The organism is Ruania zhangjianzhongii (genome assembly GCF_008000995.1).
GTDB classification, from domain to species: domain Bacteria; phylum Actinomycetota; class Actinomycetes; order Actinomycetales; family Beutenbergiaceae; genus Ruania; species Ruania zhangjianzhongii.
Map to the genome: position 1 here is coordinate 1,021,304 of NZ_CP042828.1, position 22,680 is coordinate 1,043,983.

The following is a 22,680-nucleotide window of genomic DNA, read 5'->3' on the forward strand; positions in this document are numbered from 1 at the left end:
CACGCCGCCTCCGAGCGGCACCCGGCACCAACGAAGGGAAACATCACTGTGCCAGGCACTATGAATGCGCTCGTCCTGACCGAGCACGGCGGACTCGACCAGCTCGCGGTGGTCTCCGACCACCCACGGCCGCAGCTCCGCGACGGGCATGTCGTGCTCAAGGTCACTGCCAGCGCGTACAACTACCACGACCTGTTCACGGTCAAGGGCATGCCCGGGATCAAGGTCCCGCTGCCGATCGTGCCGGGCCTGGACCTTGCCGGGGAGATCGCCGAGGTGGCCGAGGATGTCACCGGCTGGCGCGCCGGGGACCGGGTGCTGGTGCACCCCCGGCACCCGGAGAAGGGCCTGATGGGTGAGATGCTCGACGGAGGGATGGCCGAGTACGCGCTGGTCCACGCCAGCCAGCTCATCCGGATCCCGGACGCGGTCAGCGACGTCCAAGCGGCTGCACTCCCGGTCGCCTACGGCACCGCCCACCGGATGATCATGGGCAAGGGCGAGATCAAGGCCGGCGACACGGTCCTGGTCCTCGGTGCCTCCGGCGGTGTCGGGACGGCCTCAGTCGTGCTGGCCAAGAAGCTCGGCGCGCATGTCATCGCCGCCGCTGGTAGTGCCGAGAAGTGCCAGGCCCTGCTCGAGATCGGGGCCGACGAGGTGATCAACTACCGGGAGGAAGACTTCTACCAGTGGGTCAAGACCCACTACGGCAAGCCGCACCGGCTCACCGGGGAGGGCGGGGTCGACGTCGTCATCAACTTCACCGGCGGGGACACCTGGGCCCCCACACTACGAAGCGTGAAGCTCGGCGGCTCGATCCTGGTCTGCGGCGCCACGGCCGGGTACGACCCGAAGGAGGATCTGCGCTACATCTGGAGCTTCGAGCTACGGGTGATCGGCTCGAACAGCTTCCGCACCGAGGACTTCGAGGCACTGCTGCAGCTGTGTGCCACCGGTGAGCTCGACCCCCCGGTCAGTCATGTCCTCCCGCTGAGCGAGGCCGTGGAAGGCCTGCGCAAGGTCCGGGACCGGGAGGTCCTCGGCAAGATCGTGATCACCCCGTCCACCCAGGAGACCGACAATGTCTGAGCAGCCCACCCTGACCGCACCGGAACTGCAGCAGCGTCTGCGCGAGGCCCCCTTCCACGACTGGCTCGGCCTGGAGGTCCGCTCCGTCACCGACACGGGGTTGGAACTGACGGCGACGTGGCGTCCGGAGTGGGCGAACTCCGTCGGGAAGACCCACGGCGGCATCCTCAGCTCCTTGCTGGACCTGGCCGCCGACTGGGCACTGGTCGCGACCCAGGGCGTTCCGGCCCCGACGATCGACTTCACCGTGCACTACCTGCGGGCCGCCGCCCCGGGCGACCTCACCGTGCGTGCCCGGCTCGTGCGCGCCGGTCGTTCCCTGACGGTGGCGGAGGCCGAGGTCCTCGACGCCAGCGGGAAGACGCTGGCCGTGGGCCGGGGCACCTACGCTTCGTTCGCCACCCGGAAGAACGAGTAAGGGAACTGTTCCGGGCGGTCCCGGTCAGGTCGTCAGCACCTGCCGGATCTCGTCCCAGAAGCCGGTGACGTGAGCGCGGGCGGCGCCTTCCGCCGCATCGCGATCACCCTCGAGCACCGCGGTGAGCAGGCCGCGGTGCTCGTCGACGGCTTCGTCGAGCCGGTGCACCTGCGCCAGTCCGAGGAACCAGAGCCGCAGGCTCAGGGTGAGGTACTCGGACAGCGAGGCCTGGAGGTAGCGGTTGTGGGTGGCGTGGTGCACGCAGTGGTGCACGCGCTGGTCCAGCCGGATCAGCCCGCGCTGGCCTTCGGCACCGGAACCCAGGTCGGCGAGCAGCCGGGAGGCGTTCTCCCGGTCCGCGGGATCGGCACGTTCGACGGCGAGCCGGGCCGCCAGCCCCTCGAGCTCGACCCGCACCTCCGAGACGCGCGCCAGGTCGCGCACCTCCACCGGAGCGACGACGGTCCCGCGCCGAGCGTAGATCGCGACCAGCCCCTCGTCAGCCAACCGCCGGAGCGCTTCGCGCACGGGAGTACGCCCGAGGTGGAGTCGCGCCATCAGGTCCCGTTCGTCCAGAGCGGTACCTGGCGCCAGCTCGAGCGTGACGATCAGGTCGCGGAGGTGGAAGTAGGCGACAGCGGAGCGGGACTCGATCGGCGCGCCCGGCGGGGGCGGGACGGTCAGGTCGGCAAGGGCGGTCTGATCGGTCCACGAGGAGGCGGTCGGCGGCTGAGCCGTCGGCGCGGGAGGCAGGCGGGCTGCCGGAGTGGTCGCCGGCCCGGCATCGGGTTCCGTTCGAACCATGGCCAACACCTCTCTCCTGATATATCTTGAGAGTATCAGGGCTGGTCGAGGAGGACGCCATGGCACAGTTGCCGGAGCGAGCGGACGTCGTCGTCATCGGAGCGGGAGTGGTCGGCAACTCCGTGGTGCACCATCTGGCCGACCAGGGCTGGCGCAACCTCGTCCTGCTCGACAAGGGACCGTTGCCCGACCCTGGCGGATCCACGGGGCACGCCTCGAACTTCGTGTTCCCGGTGGACCACTCCAAGGAGATCACCGATCTCACCGTGGACTCGATGCGCCAGTACGCCGAACTGGGCGTGCTCACCGCCTGCGGTGGTATCGAGGTGGCCCGATCGACCGAGCGCGCCCAGGAGCTGCGCCGCCGGATGACCTCCGCCCGGTCCTGGGGCATCGAGGCGGAGCTGCTGACTCCTCGGCAGATCAAGGACCTGGTGCCGTACTGCGACACCGACCTGCTGGTCGCCGGCTTCCACACCCCCACCGGCGCGATCGTGGACCCGGTACGGGCCGGGGCCCTGATGCGCGAGCAGGCCGAGCAGCTCGGCGCGCTCACCGTCTGCGCCGAGACCGAGGTGGTCGACCTCGCGGTCTCCGGCGGCCGGGTGCGCAGCGTCGTCACCGACCGGGGCGCCATCGAGACCGAGATCGTGGTGGTGGCCTGCGGGGTCTGGAGCTCGGCCGTGGCCGCGCTGGCCGGTGCGCGTATCCCGCTCACCCCGGCAGTGCACCAGATGATCGACGTCGGGCCGATCCCGGAGCTGGAAGCCAGCGGGGAGTGGATCGGCTTCCCCCTGGTGCGGGACATGGACTGCCTGATGTACGAACGGCAACGGGGCGCGAATCTGGAGATCGGGTCCTACGCCCACCGACCCATCCTGCACAGCCCGGGTCAGATCCCCCCGGTCGGGGCGCCCGGCCAGGAGAGCCCGACCAGCTTCCCGTTCACCGCTGAGGACTTCGCGCCGCAGCTGCGCCAGGCCCAGGAGCTCTTTCCCGGCCTGCTCGGCGGGCCCACCCCGCAGCCGCACAAGGCGTTGAACGGACTGCTCTCCCTCACCCCCGACGGCGGACCGCTCCTCGGCGAAACCCCGGAGGTCGCCGGACTGTGGTCAGCCGCAGCAGTGTGGATCAAAGAGGCGCCCAGCGTCGGACGGATGATCGCACAATGGCTCACCGAGGGATCGACCGACATCGATCTGCACAGTGCGGATATCTCCCGGTTCTACCCGCACGCCCGCACCGAGGCGCACGTGCGCGCCCGCACCGCCGAGGGCTTCGGCAAGATCTACGGCATCACCCACCCGCGCGAGCAGTGGCTGAGCAACCGGCCGGTGCGCACCAGCCCGTTCCACCCCCGCACCAGCGCACTCGGCGCGGTGTACTTCGAAGCCGGCGGCTGGGAACGCCCGCAGTGGTATGAGGCCAATGCCGGTCTGGTCCAGGAGTACGCGGCCTGGATCCCGCAACGCAGCGCCGAGTGGGACGCGCGCTGGTGGTCGCCGATCATCGAGGCGGAGCATCTGGCGATGCGGGACCGGGTGGCGATGATCGACCTGAGTGCCTTCGCCGTGTTCGACGTCACCGGAGCGGGCGCGCTCGGCTATGTGCAGCGGATGGCGATGGCCCAGGTCGACCGGCCCATCGGGCGCGGTATCTACACCCCGCTGCTCGCGCCCGACGGCGGGTTCCGTTCCGACCTGACGATCGTGCGCCGGGGCGAGCAGGACTTCCGGATCATCACCGGCGGCGCCGACGGTGCACGGGACCTAGCCTGGTTTCGGGCGCACCTCCCGGCCGACGGCTCGGTCCACCTGGTCGACATGACCTCAGCGGTGTGCACGGTCGGCATCTGGGGCCCGCGGGCGCGCGAGGTGGTGGCCGGGCTCACCGACGACGACGTCAGCGACGCCGGATTCGGCTTCGGGACCGCACGGGACGTGGTGCTCGGTGGCCTGCCGGTCTCGATGCTGCGCATCTCCTACGTCGGTGACCTCGGCTGGGAGATCCACGCGCCCACGGAGTATGGACTCCAGCTCTGGGACCTGCTCTGGGAGGCGGGCGAGCGCCACGGGATGATCGCCGCCGGGATCGGCGTCTACGGCACCACCGGCCGCCTGGAGAAGGCGCACCGGCTGATGGGTGCGGAGCTGACCGGGGAGTACAACCCGGTGGAGGCGGGCCTGGCACTGCCGCGGGTGAAGAACCCGGAATTCATCGGGAAGGCGGCCTATCTGGCCGCCCGCGAGGCGGCACCGGCGGCCACACTGTGCACGCTGGCGCTGGACCCGGGGGCGGGCCGGTTCATGACCGGGAATGAACCGATCCTCACCCGGAGTGGGGAGCCGATCGTCGACGGCGTAGGTCGCCGGTCGTACGTCACCTCAGCCGGGCCCGCGCCCTCGCTGGGCAGATATCTGTTGCTCGCGTACCTGCCGCCGGAGCATGCCGTCGCCGGCGGTGAGCTGCTGGTGGAGTATCTCGGCGACCGGTACCCGGTGACCGTCCTGACCGTGGGACGCACCGCCCCCTTCGACCCTGACCTGGCCCGGGTGAAGGGATGAGCGTGCGGCGCGATTCCATCGGAACCCCCTTGGCGCATGGGAACCTGGTGACACCGTGGTTCCTCTCCGCCAAGGGGGTTCGAATGTGGGTGACCGGATGAGGGACGAGTCGGTCGCCGAGGTGCTGGCGCAGATGGCCTCCGGCGCGCCGGGTCCGTCCGCCGGGTCGGCGGCGGGTCTCGCCGCCGCGATGGCTGCGGCCCTGGTGGCGAAAACGGCGCGGCTCTCCGGCCGCCAGCTCGCCGCCGCCGACGAGCTCGCTGACGCCGACGAGCTCGCCGAGGAAGCAGACACCTGGCGCGAGCGGGCACTGGCGCTGGCCGAGGCCGATGCCGCAGGCGTCCGGGCGCTACTGACCTCCGGCACTGACGCTCCGACCGACCCGAGTGCGATCCCGGCCCAGATCGGCGAGGTGGCCGCCGCTGTCGAACGGCTCGCCGCGACCCTGGCCGAGCAGGGCAACCCCCGCCTGCACGCTGACGCCGTCGCCGCCGGGCAGCTGGCGGGCGCCGCCGGCATCAGCATCGACGCCATCCTGCGCAGCAATGCTGGCGCACCCGGTGCACCGCTCGATTCCACCGACCCGCACGCCGGCGAGCCCGGCTGAACCGGCGGAACCCACAGAACCCATTTGACCCGCTGAACCCACTGAACCGCTTGGCACGGTGACGTACGCAGCACACCGGCGGCTGCGCCGTCGGCCGGATGAGCGTGCACAGGAGCGGCGCCGGTACGGCCCTCTCAGGACTGTGCGACGACCGGCTGGTAGCCCATCCGCCGGGAGATGGCTTCGCCCGCCCGCGCGACGGTGACCGCTGCCTCCGGCAGCCGCTCGGGACTGAGTCGGTAGGTCGGGCCCGCCACGCTGATCGCGGCGATCACCGCGCCGTCGTGCCCGCGGATCGGCGCGGCGACCGCGTTCAGGCCGGTCTCCAACTCCTCGACGGCGGTGGCCCACCCGGTCTCTCGCACCGTCTGTAGCTCGCGGCGCAAGTCCGCCGCGGAGGTGAGAGTGTGCTCGGTGAAGCGCTCCAGCGGGGCGGTGAGCCGTCCGTCGCGCTCCTCGTCGTCGAGATGAGCAAGCAGGACCTTGCCGCTGGAGGTGGCGTGCAACACCGTGCGTTGCCCCACCCAGTTCTGCATCGCGACGGTGCTCGTTCCCTCTGCCTGGCAGACGTTCGTGGCTGCCTCCCCGGTCAGGACGGCGACGTTGACGGTCTCGCCGAGCTCCTCGGCCAGGCCGTCGCAGACCGGTTGTGCCTGCGTGGTCACATCGAGTCGGGACGCCGTCGCACCGGCGAGCCGGAGGAGGCCGACGCCGAGCCGGACCCGCCGGGTGTCGGCCAGGCGTTCGACGAGCTCGTGCCCGGAGAGCGCCGTGATCAGCCGGGAGGCGGTGGAGCTGTGCACGCCGAGCTCTCGGGCGACCTCGGCCACGCCGGCCTCACCCTCGCGCGCCAGCAGCTCCAGCACCTGCACCGCTCGGTCGACCGACTGCACCGATCCCGTGTCTCGCATGGCTCTGAGAGTAGTCCCGTTGCGGCCCAGTCGTGCAGTAAATGATGCGCAATACGCACGCCCTTGCGCTATACGCTCCACGGGGGAGACACTGGGGCACGGGACCACCTGGTGGCCGTGGCTGAATCGGAGGCAATGATGTCCGTGCACACCCACCCAGAAATTCTTCTCTACCCGCGCATCCGCAAGTCCCCGTTCTTCTACGCCTCTCGGCGTCATGGGGTCGCGATGTACAGCGTCTACAACCGCACCTATCACCCCCGTCACTACGGCGACCCGGTGGCGGAGTACTGGGCGCTGCTGAACGGCGTCACCCTGTGGGACGTCGGTGTCGAACGGCAGATCGAGATCACCGGTCCGGACGCCTTCGACTTCACCAACCTGCTCGTCACCCGCGACCTGTCCACCTGCCAGGTAGGTCAGTGCAAGTACGTCTTCCTCACCGACGACGATGGCGGCATCCTCAACGACCCGGTGCTGCTGCGGCTCGGCGAGAACCACTTCTGGCTCTCCCTGGCGGACAGCGACATCCTGCTCTGGGCCCGCGGCGTGGCCTACCGCTCCGGATTCGACGTGCAGATCCGCGAGGCCGATGTTGCTCCGGTCCAGGTCCAGGGCCCGAAGTCGGCCGCAGTCATGCGGGATCTCTTCGGTGATGCCGTGCTCGACATCGGCTACTACTACCTGCACGAGTTCACCCTCGACGGCCTCGAGGTGATTGTTTCCCGGACCGGGTACACCGCTGAGCTCGGCTATGAGATCTACGTGCGGGATGCGAGTCTGCATGCGATGCGGGTCTGGGACCTGATCTGGCAGGCGGGCCAGCCGCACGGGCTGCAGGTCATCGGCCCCTGTCATATCCGCCGGATCGAGGGCGGAATCCTCGCCCACGGCTGCGATATCACCTTCGACACCAACCCGTTCGAAGTGGGGATGGGTTATGACTGGATGGTCAGCCTGGACAAGGCGGGCGACTTCATCGGCAAGGAGGCGCTGACCCGGATCCGGGCCGAAGGCCCCCGCCGCAAGCTCGCCGGGGTGGAGATCGGCGGTCCGTCGCTGGGTTCCTTCAACGACGGCTCGATGATCGACGTCTACGGCGTCCACCACGACGGCCGGCGAGTCGGGGAGGTGACCTCGGCGTGCTACTCGCCCCGGCTGGAGAAGAACATCGGTTACGCGATGGTCCCGGTCGAACTCACTGCACTCGGCACCGCGCTGACGGTGGACACCGGAAGCGAGGTGAGAGACGCTGTCGTCGTGGCCAAGCCGTTCATCGATCCGACCAAGGAGCAGCCCAAGCAGGACGTCAACTCCCTGGTAGCCGCGGGTACGGCGGCCGCGGACCCGGCGGCGCGCCAGGTCTGACATGCTCGCCCGGCGGCGTCTGCCACGCTCATCGAGACGGTGGGCCGACGCGATGGCGGGCGAGCCGCACTTCGAGGTGATCCCGCTCCCGGGCATCGAGGACGAGATCGAGGAGTACCTGCCCGCCCGTGCGACGGTCACCGTGACCGCGTCGCCGCGCCAGGGACTGGCAGCGACCCTCGAGCTCACCACCCGGCTCGCCCTGCGGGGCATCGACGCCGTCCCGCACCTGGCCGCGCGCCAGGTGCGGGATGTCGCGGGGCTGCGGGGCATCCTGCGGGACCTCGATGCCGCCGGAGTTCGTGAGGTGTTCGTGATCGGCGGTGACCAGAAGGAGCCCGTCGGTGACTTCGGCAGCGCACTGGAGCTGCTCCGGGCGATGCAGGGCATCGGACACGAGTTCACTGTGGGGATCGCCGGTTACCCGGAGACGCACCCGATGATCATCGACGACGTCGCTGTGCAGGCGATGTGGGACAAGCAGGTGCACGCGTCCTATCTCGTCAGCCAGATGACCTTCGACGCCCGGGTGCTGCTCGAGTGGGTCCGGCGGCTGCGCCGGCGCGGCATCACCTTGCCCGTCCGGGTCGGTGTCGCCGGGCCGGTCGGCACGGCGCGGTTGCTCCGGGTGGGGGCCAAGGTCGGGGTCGGGGACTCGCTCCGGGTACTGAGCAAGCACCGCGGTGTGCTGCGGCACCTGTCCGGGACCTGGACGCCCGCTCGCCTGCTCGAGGACCTCACCCCGGCGTTCGCCGACCCGGGCTACGGCCTGGCCGGCGTGCACGTGTACACCTTCAACGCGTTGGCCCGACCGCCCAGTGGTGGCAGCAGGCGACCAGTCAGCGGTCCGGCTGGGCGGTCGATGGCGGGCCGGTGGACCACACACCAGGGAGATGAACAGATGGCACAGACCACCACGACACCGGGGAACCTGGAGATCGCACGCGGTGCAGCACTGCAGCCGATCGAGGAGGTCGCCGCCGGAATGGGGCTGGGTCCGCACCTGCTGGAGCACTACGGGCGCGGGGTGGCGAAGATCGACCTCGCGGCGATCGAGGAGGTGGCCGACCGTCCGCCGGCCAAGTACATCGTCGTCAGCGCGATCACGCCGACACCTCTGGGCGAGGGCAAGACGACTACCACTGTCGGTCTGGGGCAGGGGCTCGCCCGCACCGGCCGCCGGGCGACGATCGCGATCCGGCAGGCCTCGATGGGCCCCACGCTGGGGATCAAGGGCGGGGCCGCCGGCGGCGGGTACAGCCAGGTGGTGCCGATGGAACGGCTGAACCTCCATCTCACCGGGGACATGCATGCGGTCACCGCTGCGCACAACCAGCTCGCCGCGATGATCGACAACGAGCTGTTCCGCGGCAACCCGCTCGGGATCGACCCGGATGCCGTCAGCTGGCGGCGCGTGCTGGACGTCAATGATCGTGCGCTGCGGGACATCGTCACCGGGCTGGGCCCGCGCACGAACGGCCCGCCCCGGCAGACCGGGTTCGACATCACCGCAGCCTCGGAGCTGATGGCCACTCTGGCGATGGCCACCTCGCTGCGCGATCTGCGCGAACGTCTCGGCCGGACCGTGGTCGGCTTCACCCGGGACGGTGGTGAACCGGTGACGGCGGAGCAGATCCGCGCCGCCGGTGCGATGACGGTGCTGCTGCGCGAAGCGCTCAAACCGAACCTGCTGCAGACCCTGGAGAACACCCCCGCTCTGGTGCACGCCGGGCCGTTCGGGAACATTGCCACGGGCAATTCTTCGGTGGTGGCGGACCTGATCGGGATCCGGACCGGGGACTACCTCGTCACCGAGGCCGGGTTCGGTGCAGACATGGGCGCCGAACGCTTCTTCAACATCAAGTGCCGGGTTTCCTCTCTGGTGCCTGACGCCGGCGTGGTGGTCGCCACCGTGCGGGCGCTGAAGGTGCACTCCGGCCGGCACACCGTGGTTGCCGGGCGCCCGTTGCCTACCGAGCTGCTGGCCGAGAACCCCGACGACGTCTACGCCGGCGGGGACAACCTGCGTGCGCAGATCGCGAACATCCGCCGGCACGGGGTCACCCCGGTAGTGGCGATCAACGCCTTCGGTGGTGACTACGCCTCCGAGCACGAGGCGATCCGGGCCATCGCAGCCGAGGCAGGGGTGCGGTGCGCGCTGTCCACGCACTTTTCCGAGGGTGGCGCCGGGGCGGTCGAGCTGGCCGAAGCGGTAGCCGAGGCAGCCGAGGAACCGAGCGAGTTCCATCACCTCTACCCGGCCGAGGCGGGGCTGCGGGAGAAGATCGAGACCATCGCCACGCAGGTCTACGGCGCCGACGGTGTGGAGTACTCGACGGTCGCGGCCCGCTCGCTGGACCTGTTCGAGCGCAGCGGGTGGGGGGATCTGCCGATCTGCATGGCCAAGACCCACCTGTCCCTGTCTGCGGATCCGACTCTACGCGGCGCTCCGACCGGGTGGACGTTGCCCGTGCGGGAGGTGCGCGCCTCGGTCGGCGCGGGCTTCATCTACCCGATCTGCGGGCAGATGCAGACGATGCCCGGCCTCGGTTCGGACCCGGCTGCCGTCCATATCGACATCAACGACGACGGCGAGACGGTCGGCCTGTTCTGAGCGCTGGGCAACCGTGGGACGGCGAACGCTCGCCGAGACGATGCGCGCCGGGCGGAGCCGGAGAGCTGGCGGACGGTCCTGAGGGTGAGATCCACGTGCGCCGTATGCTCGCGGGATGTCGTCGACCCGGTCGCATCGTGGCCAGCAGCTGGGCGGCGTGCTCGCCGGACTCGATGACTCCGCGCTGCTGACGCTGCTCGCGCGCGGGGAGCCGTTGGCTACCGGGATCGGTGGATCCACTCTTCGCGTGCAGGTCGAGGGCTCGCCGGTCTTCGTGAAGCAGATGCCGCTCTCCGCCCTCGAGAAGTCCGATCTGCGCTCGACCGCGAACCGTTTCGGCCTGCCGGCGGTCTGCCACTACGGAATCGGCAGCCCCGGATTCGGAGTGGGACGCGAGCTGGCAACCCACGAGCTGACCACGGGCTGGGTGCACGACGGCGCCTGCGACCTCTTCCCGCTCCTGCTGCACTGGCGCGTTCTGGACCAGGGGTGTCCGACCGACACCTCCGAGTTCGAGGGTCTCGGCATGGCACGAAAGTGGGGGCACCACTGGCCCCGGGTGCGCGACCGAGCAGATGCACTGCGCGCGGCCGAGTCGAGTGTGGTCCTGTTCCTCGAGCATGTTCCAGACACACTGGAATCCTGCCTCCGACGGCAGTTCGCGACCGGTCCGCGCGCGGCCGGGGCTGCGTTCGCCGAAGCGCTGGGACAGCTCATCAACGCCACGGCTTGGATGGGCGCCCGCGGCCTGCAGCACCTGGACGAGCGCAGCTTCTTCGCCAGTCATGGCCACTACGACCACGACGCAGGAGTGACCAGCCTGCTGCACTGGACACTCGCCGAGGTGGGCGTGTGCCCTCGCGCAGACCGGCTGGCCACGTTGCGGGCGGTAGCGGCTGGTCGAGGAGCTGAGTACCTCGGTCGCGTCCGGACGCGGGTGAGCGGCGCTGCCGAGTCGTTCGAGGAACACGCGCAGACGGCGGTCGCGGTCACCGAACTGTTCGATCGGCTGATGACCGATGCCACCGCCGCAGGCTATGGCGCCCCGAACAGCGCGAGTGCTCCTTGATCCGGCCGGCTGGTGCTGCAACCTCCCCTCGCCCGCGAGGCCGAAGCTGCCGCGCGGGCGAGCGTTCGCAGGAGGGGGAGCGGCCCGCACAGGTTCACCTGTGCGCGAAACCTCGGCTCCGCCGTCGGACGCTCCTTGCACTCGCACAGGGAGAGTGCCAATATTGGCGTTAGCACTCTCACTACGAGAGTGACAATCGTGGTCAGCGAGATGAGGCGCTGGGCGGGTGCGTGACGTGAACGCCCCCGGACCATCGCCGTCCGTCGCGGGCGTCACGCCGACCGTGCCAGAAGCCAGTACCGGAGGATCAAACCGCCAATGGCCAAGATCATTGCCTTCGACGAGGAGGCCCGCCGCGGGATGGAGCGTGGGCTCAACACCCTCGCCGACACCGTGAAGGTCACCCTCGGCCCGAAGGGACGCAACGTCGTCCTGGAGAAGAAGTGGGGCGCCCCGACGATCACCAACGATGGCGTGTCCATCGCCAAGGAGATCGAGCTCGAGGAGCCGTACGAGAAGATTGGTGCAGAGCTCGTCAAGGAGGTCGCGAAGAAGACCGACGACGTCGCGGGCGACGGCACCACTACCGCAACCGTGCTTGCTCAGGCGCTCGTCAGCGAGGGTCTGCGTAACGTGGCGGCCGGCGCCAACCCGATCGCCCTCAAGCGGGGCATCGAGAAGGCCGTCGAGGCTGTCACCGCCGAGCTGCTGCGGACCGCCACCGAGGTGGAGACCAAGGAGCAGATCGCGGCGACCGCCGGCATCTCCGCCGGTGACCCGCAGATCGGTGAACTGATCGCCGAAGCCCTGGACAAGGTGGGCAAGGAAGGCGTCATCACCGTCGAGGAGTCCAACGCCCTGGGCCTGGAGCTCGAGCTCACCGAGGGTATGCGCTTCGACAAGGGCTACCTGTCGGCGTACTTCGTCACCGACCAGGACCGCCAGGAGGCTGTCCTGGAGGACGCCTACGTCCTGCTCGTCGAGTCCAAGATCACCAACGTCAAGGACGTGCTGCCGCTGCTGGAGAAGGTCATCCAGTCCGGTAAGCCGCTGCTGATCATCTCCGAGGACGTCGAGGGCGAAGCCCTGGCGACCCTGGTGCTGAACAAGATCCGTGGCACCTTCAAGTCCGTGGCCGTCAAGGCACCGGGCTTCGGCGACCGCCGCAAGGCCATGCTCAACGACATCGCCATCCTCACCGGTGGTCAGGTCGTCTCCGAGACCGTGGGCCTGAAGCTGGACAACGTGGGCCTCGAGGTCCTCGGCACCGCGCGCAAGGTCGTGGTGACCAAGGACGAGACCACCATCGTCGAGGGCGCCGGCGAAGCCGACGCCATCGCCGGTCGCGTGGCCCAGATCCGCGCCGAGATCGACAACTCCGACTCCGACTACGACCGGGAGAAGCTCCAGGAGCGTCTCGCGAAGCTGGCCGGAGGTGTGGCCGTCATCCGTGCGGGTGCCGCCACCGAGGTGGAGCTCAAGGAGCGCAAGCACCGCATCGAGGACGCCGTGCGCAACGCGAAGGCCGCTGTGGAGGAGGGGATCGTCGCCGGTGGTGGCGTGGCCCTGCTGCAGGCCATCGACGCTGCGTTCAGCAACCTCGAGGTCAGCGACGACGAGGCGACGGGCGCGAACATCGTGCGCTTCGCTTCCGCCGCCCCGCTGCGTCAGATCGCCGTGAACGCCGGCCTTGAGGGTGGCGTCGTGGTGGAGAAGGTGCGCAACCTGCCCGCCGGTGAGGGCCTGAACGCCCAGACCGGTGAGTACGAGGGCCTCCTCGCTGCCGGGATCAACGACCCGGTCAAGGTGACCCGCTCTGCGCTGCAGAACGCCGCCTCGATCGCCGGTCTGTTCCTGACCACCGAGGCGATCGTGGCCGACAAGCCGGAGCCCGAGGCCGCGGCCCCGGCCGGCGGTGCGCCCGACATGGGTGGCATGGGCTTCTGACGAAGCACGGAGCGGAGGTTGGGCGCTAGCCCAGCAACGCTCACTGCCTGACGAAGGCCCCCGGTTCCCACGTGGAGCCGGGGGTCTTCGTCTGTTTGGGGACCACAGCCGTTCTACAGTGCAGACCATGCGTGGTTCCTCCGGTGCTCACCGCGGATGGTCGCCCCCGCCGCGGCGCGGCTCGGCTCCGTCCCCAGACACCGGCGGGTACTGGGTCGTCGTCAAGCCGTCCGGTCGCCGCGTGGTCGGTTTGTTCGCCGCGATCGTCGGGATGCTGCTGCTGGGCGCGTTCCTCATCCTGCTGGCGATCGTCGGTGAGCAGCCACGTGCCGGGATGACCACGCGGATCGCGTCCCATGCAGCGGGCGGGTTCTTGATTCTCGTCGCGATCTACCTCACCGTGATTGCCCCGCGCACGCTGCGCGGGTCCCGGTTCGGGTACACCCGCGCCGCCTTCGCGTATGTCGCCGATTCACAGGACAGCAGCACGATTCCCTGGACCGACATCTCCGCCGTGACGATCTGCTTGGCGGAGAATCCAGGGGGCCGGGAATCGCGCCTCCCGAGCGTGGACATCGAAATGCCGGCCGAGGTACGGGCGCAGTATCCGCAGCTCCGGGATTTCTGGCGCGACGATCGCTATGCGCTGCCCTTCCTGGCCTACCCGGACCTGCTGGCAGCGATGGAGTACGGCTGCCGGACCTATGCCGGGCATCGCTATCGCGGATTCAGCCGGTAGCGCCACGGCGGCTCGTCCTCGTGAGTACTCTGCAGGGCATGGAACCTGTGGGGGGATCGCGCGATCACGATGCGCCGCCGAGCCGGTATGACCCGGGGGCACCGGTCGAGGGCGCGGGCAGGCACCAGGTCAAGGTGACGCCGAACAGCAAGAACAAGGCGACGCAGATCTTCGCCGCGCTGTTCTGCCTGGTGATCGGCTTCGGAGCACTGGCCTATGCGATCGCGAACCCGCAGCTACCAGACCGCGCGGTGCCGGTCGTGGCCGGCAGCATCGTCGGCGTGGTGGGGCTGTTGCTGTGCCTGATGCTCAAACGCGTGCTGCACACCCGCACCTACACGTTCACCGACTCGGCGTTCGAAGGTGAGGACTACAGCCACCGCACTTTTGAGCTGCCCTGGAGCGACGTCGCCGAGATCACGATCCAGGCGTACAAGAAACGATCGTTCCTGCGCAGTCTGTGGATGTCGCTGTTCGTTCGCCGGGCCTTCCGGAACCCGTCGACTGCGTACCTGCGCCTCCGGCTCCGGCAGCCGGTCGACCGCGGGAAGGCGTTGACCTCCCTGGGAGCGCGCCAGGGGACGGTCAAGGTGCCGTTCTGGAACCAGCCCGAGCTGATCGACTCCCTCGCCCATGGCTGCCGGACCTACGCAGCGGATCGATTCCGCGGGGTGGACATGTCATGACGGATGCAGCCGACGGATCGCCGAGTCCGTATGACCCGGGAGTGCCCGTCACGCCATCGCCCTCGGTCCATCGGGTCGTGGTGAGACCTGCTCTGAAGGACGTGCTCGTGCAGAGCCTTACCGGTGGGATCTGCCTGGTGGCTGGCTTCGGCGTCGTGATCGTCGCCATCCTCAGGCCACCGATGGAGGGCCGGCCGATGGCGCTGGTGGTCGGCAGCATCTTTGGCCTGATCGGATTGCTGATCTGCTTCACGCTGACCCGGGTCCTGCGTGCCCGCACCTACACGTTCACCGAGTCGGCGCTAGAAGGCGCGGACGCGGCCGGGCACGCGTTTCGGCTGCCGTGGCGCGACCTGGAGAGCATCACCATCGACAGCTCACAGCCGGCTGGCTACTGGCACTATCTTCGGGTTCGGCGCTACCAGAGCCGGGTGCACGCCTACCTGCGGATCAAGGTCCGGCCCGGGGCAGAGTTCACCGGCACCATGGCGGTGCGGTCGAAGTGGAAGGAAGTTCGGCTGCCGTTCTGGAACCGACACGAGCTGGTCCACTCCTTCGCCTACGGCTGCCGCACCTTCGCCGGACCGAAGTTCCAGGGCGTCAAGGTGAACTGACCGGGGTTCCGCCGCCGGCCAGAGCGTGGAGCTCGCGCTCCAGATTTCGCCGGGCCGTCGATTCCCACCGGGCGGCGCCGACCGTAGAGTGGAACAGCGGCTGGAGGGCCAGGAGGTGCTTCGCGACGGCGCTCCTTCCGGTGCGCCAGTCCGGCTCGTTGACGTGGGCATACTCGGCGCGCACCTGCTGCAGGTACCGGGCATAGCCGGCGCTGTCCCGGCCGAGGACCGCCAGATCAGCGTCACAGAGCAGGGCACCGGGGGTGTCACCGGATGCGGGGGAGTGGGATCGGGTGAGGAGCACCAGGCGGACCACCTCGGCGATGTCGTCCGGGGGAAGTCCGGTGGCGGGCAACGTGTGGGCGGCCAGCTCCGCCGACGCCTGTTCGTCCGCACCGGAAGCCCCGGTGTAGACGGCATCGTGGTACCAGGCTGCGAGCGCCGTCACCGCTGGTGGCGGTGACGGTGTACAGAGCTGATCCAGCGCGGTGAGGACATCGAGGAGGTGGGTGCCGGTGTGGTAGCGCCGGTGCGGTTCACTCCAGCGGTCCAGCAGCTCGGCACCCAGCCCGGGCTGCCCGGGCATCAGGTTCTGCCACCGGCTCGTGAGCACGGCCTGCACCCGCTCGGGCCGAGCGCGTGCAGGCAGCCGCAGGCCGCTGTTCCGCAACCGGCGGATCAGCTCACCGGCACTGACCGGTGCCGCACCTAGGCGGACGAGCTGGCCGTGCCGTTCTTCCGGGACGTCGTAGTGATCACCATCGAAAGCACGCTCAGCCAGCCCGGCCGCAGCAGCGAAGCGGTGCAGCTCGGCCAGGGTGTGGTCCGAGACCAGGTGCGAGAACCGAGTGCCGTGCGCGGGCCACATCGGCGGATCGATGAGGATCACGCCGTCGAGCCTAGCGGCGCGGCGAGCAATTCCGGTGTGCTCTCCGTGACTGCCCGTCGGAATCCACGTCGAGCCTCGGAGTCCACTTTGAGCCTCGGAGTCCACTTTGAGCCTCGGAACCCGGTGAGAAGTGGATTCCGAGGGGCCAACCGGATTCCGGAGTAGCGATTCGCTGCCGTCAGCGACTGAACATGCGCAGGTTACTGCTCTCCACATCCGCGTACTGACGGGCGCTGGCATCCAGGGCATGCGAGATGTTGTCCAACGAGGCCTCCACCTGCCGCTGGGTCGCCCGCCAGTCCGTGATCAGTGCGCCGAACGCCGACGACGCCCCGCCTCGCCAGGAGGACTGCAGCGCGGTGAGATGGCGCATCATGTTCGTCACCTCGGTGTTGATGATGGTGGCGGAGGCGCGGGCCGATGCACCCGCCCGGGCGACCTCGGCACTGTCGACTTCGAAACGCGGCATGATCTCTCCTCGATCCGGGCTGCACCCGATGCGCAGCCGATGATCTCGACGCTAGGAGAGTGCCCTCATCCGGTGCCTGACCCCGGGGGAGGGCTGTGGATAGCGAGGCATCGGGCCAGGGGCTGGGTCCGAGGTGGCCGGTGCTGGGCGCTCAGGTGTCCTCGGGGGAGCGGGCCCCCTCGGGGGAGCGATCCGGCCCGCTGGTGCGGCGCTTGATCGCAGGCATCCGCGGCGGACGGCTCAGCGAAGAGGTCTCGTCGAAGTCGTCCGAGGCCCCTGGTACGCCTTCATTTGCCCCAGTATCGCCGACCCCGGGCTCCAGCGGAGAGGGTGCACTGGTGCCGCGCCGGTGGACATGGCCGGCCGTGCGGCCAGCCCGCTGGGCCGCCTCCTGGTCGGCCGCTTCGCGGGCGAGATGCTCGGCCCAGCGGCGCTGGCTGCGTTCGGCAACGGTTTCCGTGGGTGAGGCGCCGGAGTCGGCCGCGGTCCGATCCTCGGCAGCGCTTGCGCGCCTGGCCGCCCTGCCGTCCACGGGCGCACTCTCGATCGAGGCGCCGTCGATCCCGCCGGCACCCTCGATCCCGCCGGCGCCGTCGAAATTCTCGGGTCCCTCGGCGTCCCCAGTGCCCGCATCGCGCTCGGCGCCCGGACTCCCCTCAGCCGCACGGGTCCTCCGCTCGACGGCCCCCGGATCCTCCACCGCGCGCGGCTCGAACCCGCTGGGACCGGGACCGCCGTCGGGCAGTTCCACCTCATCGGGAACGGCAGGAGTGCTTGCCACGCCCGCACCCGGGACCGGTGGGGAGACGGGGGCTGCGCCGTCGTCGGCAACCTGCGCATCCCCAGCGGTAGGTGCGGCCACCGTACCCGCAGGAGCTGCGCCGTCGCCGGCTTGCTCAGGCGTGCCCGGACTTGGCACTGACATGCCCGGACTTGACGCTGACGCGCCCGGACTTGGCACTGACGCCCCCGGATCTGGCGCTGACCTGTCCGTGGGCCCGGCCCCGGAAGCCTCCGTTCCCTCCGCGGTGAGCCGCGCGGCCTCGGCGGTGAGCCGGTCCAGCTCGGCGGTGAGGTTCTCCCGTGCGGCGTCCTCCCAGTCCTGGGCCATCGGGCTCTGGAACAGATACGCACGGCCGAGCAGCTTGGTCACGATCGCCAGCCGAGCGCGCACGTAGTCCTCCCGTGGGATGTGCGCGTACTCGGCCCGCACCTCCTTGCGGTACCCGGCATAGCGTTGCGGCTCGGCCGCCAGACCACCCAGATCCGCGTCGCAGAGCGCCTGAGCGTCGATATCGCCCTTCGGTGCAGTGTGCCGGGCGATCCCTAGGATGAGCGCGGCGATCCGGTCCACCACCGCCGGCGGCACCCCGAGCTCAGTCAACTCGGTGCGCGCCAGCTCGGCCGAGGCCGGCTCGTCCACCCCGCCGCGATGGGCGTACGCGTGCTGTGCGGCGGCGTTGAACACGGCGCCGTGATACCACGCGGCCAACCGCACCACATCCGGGTTGTGCGTCTCCGGCGCCAGCTCGTCCACCCGTGCCAGCACGGCGATCAGCCGGCGGAGGTTGTGGTGGATCCGCTCCGGCGCGGACCACCGCTCGATCATCCGCTCGCCGTAGGCCTCCAGCGTGGGTCGGTCCGCAGTGGCGCCGACATCCTGGAGACTCCGCCGCCACGCTGCCAACATCCACGCAGGTGCGTCGCAGACGCCCATGACGCTCTCGTTCCCCGTTCGCTCGATCGGACACGTCATCGTAGCCCTGAGGTGTCCCGATCCGCGCTGTGAGAGGTGTTGCCTCGGTCACGCCTGACCGGGCCCGGTGCACAGCAGACCGAAGGGCCGCCAGGCTCCGGAATGACCCTTCCGCAGTTAGTCTGGAGGTATGGCGGACCAGGTGCAGGCGACGGTGATCACGGTCTCGGACCGGTGCGCCCGGGGAGACCGGGAAGACCGGTCCGGACCCGAGGCAGCACGCCGCCTCACCGAGGCTGGATACGCCGTGGGGCCAGTGGTGGTGATCCCGGACGGCGAGCTGTCCGTGGCCGAAGCGATCACCGCCGCAGTATCCTCCGGCGCCCGGCTGGTGCTGACCAGCGGCGGCACCGGGGTGGCCCCGCGTGACCTGACCCCGGAGGGCACCCGCCGCGTGCTGGACCGAGTGCTGCCGGGGGTGGCCGAGGAGATCCGCCGGCGAGAGGTCGCCAGCGTGCCCACCTCCGCGCTCGGGCGTGGTCTGACCGGCACCTGTGGGCGGGCGTTCGTGGTGAACGCCCCCGGGTCGCTCGGTGGGGTGAGCACCGCGGTCGAGGTCATCCTTCCGCTGATTCCGCACGTGCTCTCCCAGGTCGACGGCGGTGACCACTGATGGTCGTCGCGCTCACCTCGATCTCGGCTACTGATCTCGATCTGGCCGAGCACCTGGACGCAGTCAGCGGGTCAGAACAGGGCGCGCTGACCAGTTTTGTCGGCACAGTGCGCGACCACAGCCCGGACGCCGCCGGCACCGTCACCCACTTGGAGTATGTCGCCCACCCGGACGCCGAGGCGGTCCTGGGCCGGATCGCTGCCGAGGTCGCTGCCGGGTACCCGGAGGTGACGTTGGCAGCCAGCCACCGGACCGGCACCGTGGCCGTGGGCGGGCTGGCGATCGTGGTCTGCGCCGGCTCAGCGCACCGGGTTGATGTGTTCGACGCCTGCCGTCAGCTCGTGGAGCGGATCAAGGCCGAGCTGCCGATGTGGAAGAAGCAGGTGCTGACCGACGGGTCGCACACCTGGGTGGGATCGGCATGAGCGCGCACCGCGCCGACCGCGCCGCACCCGCACCCAGCCCCGCACCCAGCCCCATCGGAATCCACTTAGACCCTCGGAATCCAGTTGCACCTGAATTCCGAGGCTGGAAGTGGATTCCGAGGCATGCGCCCGCTGTCCGGGCGACGCGTGCGCCGGTCGCCGGCAAAGGAAGGACATCATGACCGTCTCCAGCCATCTCGCCCGCCCTCTGGTGGACTCCTTCGGGCGCGTGCACCGCGACCTGCGCATCTCCCTGACCGACGTCTGCAACCTGCGCTGCACCTACTGCATGCCCGCCGAAGGGGTGCCCTGGCTGGCTCGGGAGAACATCCTGGCCACCGAGGAGCTGGTCCGGGTGGCTGAGGTGGCGGCCGCGCTGGGCATCGTCGAGGTCCGGCTCACCGGCGGCGAACCGCTGCTGCGCCGCGACGCGGTGGACGTGGTGCGCCAGATGGCCGCGATCGAAGGCGAAGACGGCCCGCTCGAGGTCTCGATGACCACCAACGCACTGCGCCTGGTCAAGCTCGCCGGCCCGCTGGCCGAAGCAGGCCTGGCGCGAGTGAACATCAGCCTGGACACCATCCGCGCCGAGCGGTTCGCCGAGCTCACCCGCCGGGACCGGCTGCAGGACGTGCTGGACGGTATCGACGCCGCCATCGAGGCCGGGTTCGCACCGATCAAGCTGAACGCCGTCGCGATGCGGGACGTGAACGACGACGAGCTCGTGGACCTGGTGCGCTTCGCCGTGGACAAGGGCTGCGAGATCCGGTTCATCGAGCAGATGCCGCTGGATGCCGGGCACATCTGGTCCCGGGTGAAGATGGTCACCGGTGAGGAGATCCTCGCCCAGCTCGGGGAGGCGTTCGAGCTGACTCCGGTGGGGGAGCGCGGCGCCGCTCCGGCCGAGCAGTTCCGGATCGACGGCGGGCCCTCCACGGTGGGCGTCATCCGATCGGTCTCGAAGCCGTTCTGCGGAGCGTGCGACCGGGTGCGGATCACCGCCGACGGTCAGCTGCGCAACTGCCTGTTCGCCCGGGAGGAGTCCGATCTGCTGTCCGTGCTGCGTGCCGACGGCAGCGATGACGATCTGGCCGAGATGATGCACACCTGCATCGCCGGCAAGCTACCCGGCCACGGCATCAACGATCCCGGGTTCCTGCAGCCGGACCGGCCGATGAGCGCCATCGGCGGATGAGCGTGCCTGCTCCGATGCCCGACGGCGGAGCCTCCGGGGACCGGACAGGTCACCCGGATGTGGGGGTCGTTCGGGTGTTGCACGACGGCGGAGCGTAGGTGGCTCCGGCTCCGCACCCGCCGCTGGTGGTTGTCCAGGCGCTCTTCGCGGCACTGGCCGCACGCGGCCAGGTGGTCCTCGGCGGTTCGGCCCTGCTGTATGCGCTCGGGCTGACGGGGACGGTGCGGGACTGGGATCTGGTCACCGACGTTCCTGCCGATCAGGTCGCCGAGGTGCTGGCGGCCCGAGGCCTGCCGGCAGTGCTCCGGAGCGGGGACTCACCCCAGTTCGCCACCGCAGCCTTGTTCCAGGTGGACGCCGGCGACCACGACATCGACGTCCTGGTGGACTTCGCGATCCGCTCCGGCGGCGAGGCGGTGCCGATCCCGCCTCGGGCCTGGCGCTCCTGGAACCAGATGATGCTTGCCGCCCCGCAGGACTGGGAGCGCGCCTACCGGCTGATGGGCCGGGTGCAGAAGGCGGAGCTGCTCCGTGACTGGCTGGTGAACGGCGATGGACCCACGAGTGCCGGCGATGGACAGATTCGAGCCTGACCGGCGAACTCTGGCAGATTGGAGGCCATGGACACCGACGCGATTCTCGATCTGCTCAAGGAAACCGCCGCAGAGTTCATCACCCCGCGGTTCCGGGCGCTGGCCGAGCACGAGGTGATGGAGAAGGCACCCGGGGACCTGGTCACCGTGGCCGACCGCGAGTCCGAGATCGCCATCACCGCACGGCTGCGCGAGCACTACCCGGACGCACTCATCCTCGGTGAGGAGGCGACCCAGACCCAGGCCGGGCTGCTCACCGCGTTCGCCGGCGCCGAGCACGCGTTCACGATCGACCCGGTGGATGGCACCAAGAACTTCGTCAATGGCTCACCGGACCACGCGGTGATGGTCTCCGAGCTGCGGGACGGACGGGCTCTGCGCGGCTGGATCTGGCAGCCGGAGCACCAGGTCGCGTTCGTGGCCGAAGCCGGTGCCGGGGTGTCTCGCAACGGGGAGCAGCTCTCCGCCCTGCCGCGCGCGAGCGAGCCGGCAGAGATTCGCGGGGCGAGTTCGACCGATCTGCACGGCCTGGCCCCGGGACCGTTCGCCGAGGTCACCGACTCCTGGTGGTGCGCCGGCGTGGACTACCCCCAGGTGATCACCGGTGGCGTCGACTACATGCTGTTCCGCAAGGACTGGCCCTGGGACCACGTGCCCGGTGCGCTGATGGTGGCCGAGCTCGGCGGGCGTACCGGCCGGTTGGACGGCAGCGAGTACGACTCGCGGCAGCGTCAGGAGTGGCTGTTGACCGCTGCCACCGAGGAACTCTTCGAGCAGGTCCGCGGCCCGGTCGCCGCAGCACTCGGCCTTTGAGCGGGGTGGCCTCAGCGGAGGCCACCCACCGACAGCCCCGTCACCCCACCGGCCGCGCTCCTGACCGGGCCCGGCCCGAGGCGGTCGTGACCGAACTCGGTGAGTAGCTACCCGAGAGCACGAGCGAGTGCGACCGGTGACGTGTGGATCGATTCAGCGAATCTGGGCTCAGCCGCCGGCGAACGGCGGCAGCACGTCCACCACATCGGTGGCGCCCAGGGTGGTGTCCGGCTCGGCGGCCACCCCGTCCACGAGCAGCGAGCAGGTGGTCAGCACCCGCTCCAGCTGCTCCCCGTGCCGGTCCACCATCAGGGCACGCAGCTCACCGATGGTCCCGGCGGCCAAGGACTCACCCTGGCGCCCAGCCGCCTCCGCGGCAGCCGCGAAGTACCGAACTTCGGTCACGACTCCTCCTTCGACGGGGCCCGGCGGGCGGGCCCGGATCTCTGCTCTCGAGTCTGCCAGAGGATGGGCGCTCGCGGGCGCGTGGTGCGCGT

The 22,680-nt window shown here is 69.9% G+C and carries 22 protein-coding genes; 16 read left to right on the plus strand and 6 right to left on the minus strand.

What is annotated here, in order from left to right; all coding sequences use genetic code 11:
* The first annotated feature begins 60 nt into the window (after window positions 1–60).
* Together FU260_RS04695 and FU260_RS04700 are read left to right on the plus strand one after the other, a co-directional pair.
* A complete protein-coding gene (locus FU260_RS04695) occupies window positions 61–1,089 on the plus strand; it encodes a quinone oxidoreductase family protein (protein ID WP_187368425.1) in 1,029 nt (342 codons plus the stop codon).
* Window positions 1,082–1,507 (plus strand): PaaI family thioesterase, encoded by a 426-nt coding sequence (locus FU260_RS04700; RefSeq protein ID WP_147916005.1) that lies wholly within the window; start codon window positions 1,082–1,084, stop codon window positions 1,505–1,507. Before FU260_RS04695 ends, FU260_RS04700 begins: the two co-directional genes overlap by 8 nt.
* A 24-nt stretch (window positions 1,508–1,531) precedes the next feature.
* Here the strand turns inward: FU260_RS04700 and FU260_RS04705 are convergent, their stop codons facing one another.
* Entirely contained in the window at window positions 1,532–2,311 is a 780-nt protein-coding gene (locus FU260_RS04705) for a GntR family transcriptional regulator (RefSeq protein ID WP_147916006.1), read from the minus strand.
* 59 nt (window positions 2,312–2,370) lie between these two features.
* Between FU260_RS04705 and FU260_RS04710 the strand changes: the two genes are divergently transcribed.
* The gene (locus FU260_RS04710; RefSeq protein WP_147916007.1) at window positions 2,371–4,875 is read left to right on the plus strand and encodes a GcvT family protein; all 2,505 of its coding nucleotides are present in this window, start codon (window positions 2,371–2,373) and stop codon (window positions 4,873–4,875) included.
* A 97-nt stretch (window positions 4,876–4,972) separates the two neighbouring features.
* Window positions 4,973–5,482: a cyclodeaminase/cyclohydrolase family protein gene (locus tag FU260_RS04715; RefSeq protein WP_147916008.1), complete on the plus strand. Its 510-nt coding sequence runs from the start codon at window positions 4,973–4,975 to the stop codon at window positions 5,480–5,482.
* A 134-nt stretch (window positions 5,483–5,616) separates the two neighbouring features.
* Here FU260_RS04715 and FU260_RS04720 read toward each other — a convergent pair whose 3' ends face one another.
* Window positions 5,617–6,393 (minus strand): IclR family transcriptional regulator, encoded by a 777-nt coding sequence (locus tag FU260_RS04720; protein ID WP_147916009.1) that lies wholly within the window; start codon window positions 6,391–6,393, stop codon window positions 5,617–5,619.
* 138 nt (window positions 6,394–6,531) lie between these two features.
* On the opposite strand from FU260_RS04720, the gene FU260_RS04725 reads away from it, so the two are divergent.
* From FU260_RS04725 to FU260_RS04755, 7 genes are all read left to right on the plus strand, one after another.
* Window positions 6,532–7,761 carry a glycine cleavage T C-terminal barrel domain-containing protein gene (locus FU260_RS04725; protein ID WP_147916010.1) on the plus strand — a complete coding sequence of 410 codons (1,230 nt, stop codon included), beginning with the start codon at window positions 6,532–6,534 and terminating at the stop codon, window positions 7,759–7,761.
* 52 nt (window positions 7,762–7,813) lie between these two features.
* Entirely contained in the window at window positions 7,814–10,375 is a 2,562-nt protein-coding gene (locus tag FU260_RS04730; protein WP_342355251.1) for a formate--tetrahydrofolate ligase, read from the plus strand.
* A 115-nt stretch (window positions 10,376–10,490) separates the two neighbouring features.
* The gene (locus FU260_RS04735) at window positions 10,491–11,444 is read left to right on the plus strand and encodes a protein kinase family protein (protein ID WP_147916012.1); all 954 of its coding nucleotides are present in this window, start codon (window positions 10,491–10,493) and stop codon (window positions 11,442–11,444) included.
* A 318-nt stretch (window positions 11,445–11,762) separates the two neighbouring features.
* The gene (gene groL, locus FU260_RS04740; protein WP_147916013.1) at window positions 11,763–13,391 is read left to right on the plus strand and encodes a chaperonin GroEL; all 1,629 of its coding nucleotides are present in this window, start codon (window positions 11,763–11,765) and stop codon (window positions 13,389–13,391) included.
* A 127-nt stretch (window positions 13,392–13,518) separates the two neighbouring features.
* Window positions 13,519–14,130, plus strand: coding sequence for a hypothetical protein (locus FU260_RS04745; protein WP_147916014.1), 612 nt, complete (start codon window positions 13,519–13,521; stop codon window positions 14,128–14,130).
* Window positions 14,131–14,168: 38 nt separating this feature from the next.
* Window positions 14,169–14,816 (plus strand): hypothetical protein, encoded by a 648-nt coding sequence (locus tag FU260_RS04750; protein ID WP_147916015.1) that lies wholly within the window; start codon window positions 14,169–14,171, stop codon window positions 14,814–14,816.
* Window positions 14,817–14,923: 107 nt separating this feature from the next.
* Complete coding sequence (locus FU260_RS04755) at window positions 14,924–15,430, plus strand: hypothetical protein (protein WP_147916016.1); 507 nt, start codon at window positions 14,924–14,926, stop codon at window positions 15,428–15,430.
* Here FU260_RS04755 and FU260_RS04760 read toward each other — a convergent pair.
* The 3 genes from FU260_RS04760 to FU260_RS23780 all read right to left on the minus strand — a co-directional run bounded on the left by FU260_RS04760 (window position 15,417) and on the right by FU260_RS23780 (window position 18,505).
* Complete coding sequence (locus FU260_RS04760) at window positions 15,417–16,319, minus strand: DUF4031 domain-containing protein (protein ID WP_235912424.1); 903 nt, start codon at window positions 16,317–16,319, stop codon at window positions 15,417–15,419. The genes FU260_RS04755 and FU260_RS04760 overlap by 14 nt on opposite strands.
* Before the next feature lie 178 nt (window positions 16,320–16,497).
* The gene (locus tag FU260_RS04765; protein WP_147916018.1) at window positions 16,498–16,788 is read right to left on the minus strand and encodes a WXG100 family type VII secretion target; all 291 of its coding nucleotides are present in this window, start codon (window positions 16,786–16,788) and stop codon (window positions 16,498–16,500) included.
* Between the two features lie 151 nt (window positions 16,789–16,939).
* The gene (locus tag FU260_RS23780) at window positions 16,940–18,505 is read right to left on the minus strand and encodes a hypothetical protein (protein ID WP_187368426.1); all 1,566 of its coding nucleotides are present in this window, start codon (window positions 18,503–18,505) and stop codon (window positions 16,940–16,942) included.
* Between the two features lie 169 nt (window positions 18,506–18,674).
* On the opposite strand from FU260_RS23780, the gene FU260_RS04775 reads away from it, so the two are divergent.
* From FU260_RS04775 to FU260_RS04795, 5 genes are all read left to right on the plus strand, one after another.
* Window positions 18,675–19,157 carry a MogA/MoaB family molybdenum cofactor biosynthesis protein gene (locus FU260_RS04775; protein WP_147916019.1) on the plus strand — a complete coding sequence of 161 codons (483 nt, stop codon included), beginning with the start codon at window positions 18,675–18,677 and terminating at the stop codon, window positions 19,155–19,157.
* Window positions 19,157–19,582 carry a molybdenum cofactor biosynthesis protein MoaE gene (locus FU260_RS04780; RefSeq protein WP_147916020.1) on the plus strand — a complete coding sequence of 142 codons (426 nt, stop codon included), beginning with the start codon at window positions 19,157–19,159 and terminating at the stop codon, window positions 19,580–19,582. Before FU260_RS04775 ends, FU260_RS04780 begins: the two co-directional genes overlap by 1 nt.
* Before the next feature lie 178 nt (window positions 19,583–19,760).
* Complete coding sequence (gene moaA, locus FU260_RS04785; RefSeq protein ID WP_147916021.1) at window positions 19,761–20,777, plus strand: GTP 3',8-cyclase MoaA; 1,017 nt, start codon at window positions 19,761–19,763, stop codon at window positions 20,775–20,777.
* A gap of 98 nt (window positions 20,778–20,875) precedes the next feature.
* Complete coding sequence (locus tag FU260_RS04790; protein WP_147916022.1) at window positions 20,876–21,370, plus strand: hypothetical protein; 495 nt, start codon at window positions 20,876–20,878, stop codon at window positions 21,368–21,370.
* A gap of 27 nt (window positions 21,371–21,397) precedes the next feature.
* Window positions 21,398–22,183 (plus strand): inositol monophosphatase family protein, encoded by a 786-nt coding sequence (locus FU260_RS04795; protein ID WP_147916023.1) that lies wholly within the window; start codon window positions 21,398–21,400, stop codon window positions 22,181–22,183.
* Between the two features lie 168 nt (window positions 22,184–22,351).
* On the opposite strand, the gene FU260_RS04800 is transcribed toward FU260_RS04795, so the two are convergent.
* On the minus strand, window positions 22,352–22,588 hold the full coding sequence (locus tag FU260_RS04800) for a MoaD/ThiS family protein (RefSeq protein WP_147916024.1): 237 nt from the start codon (window positions 22,586–22,588) through the stop codon (window positions 22,352–22,354).
* Window positions 22,589–22,680: the final 92 nt, after the last annotated feature.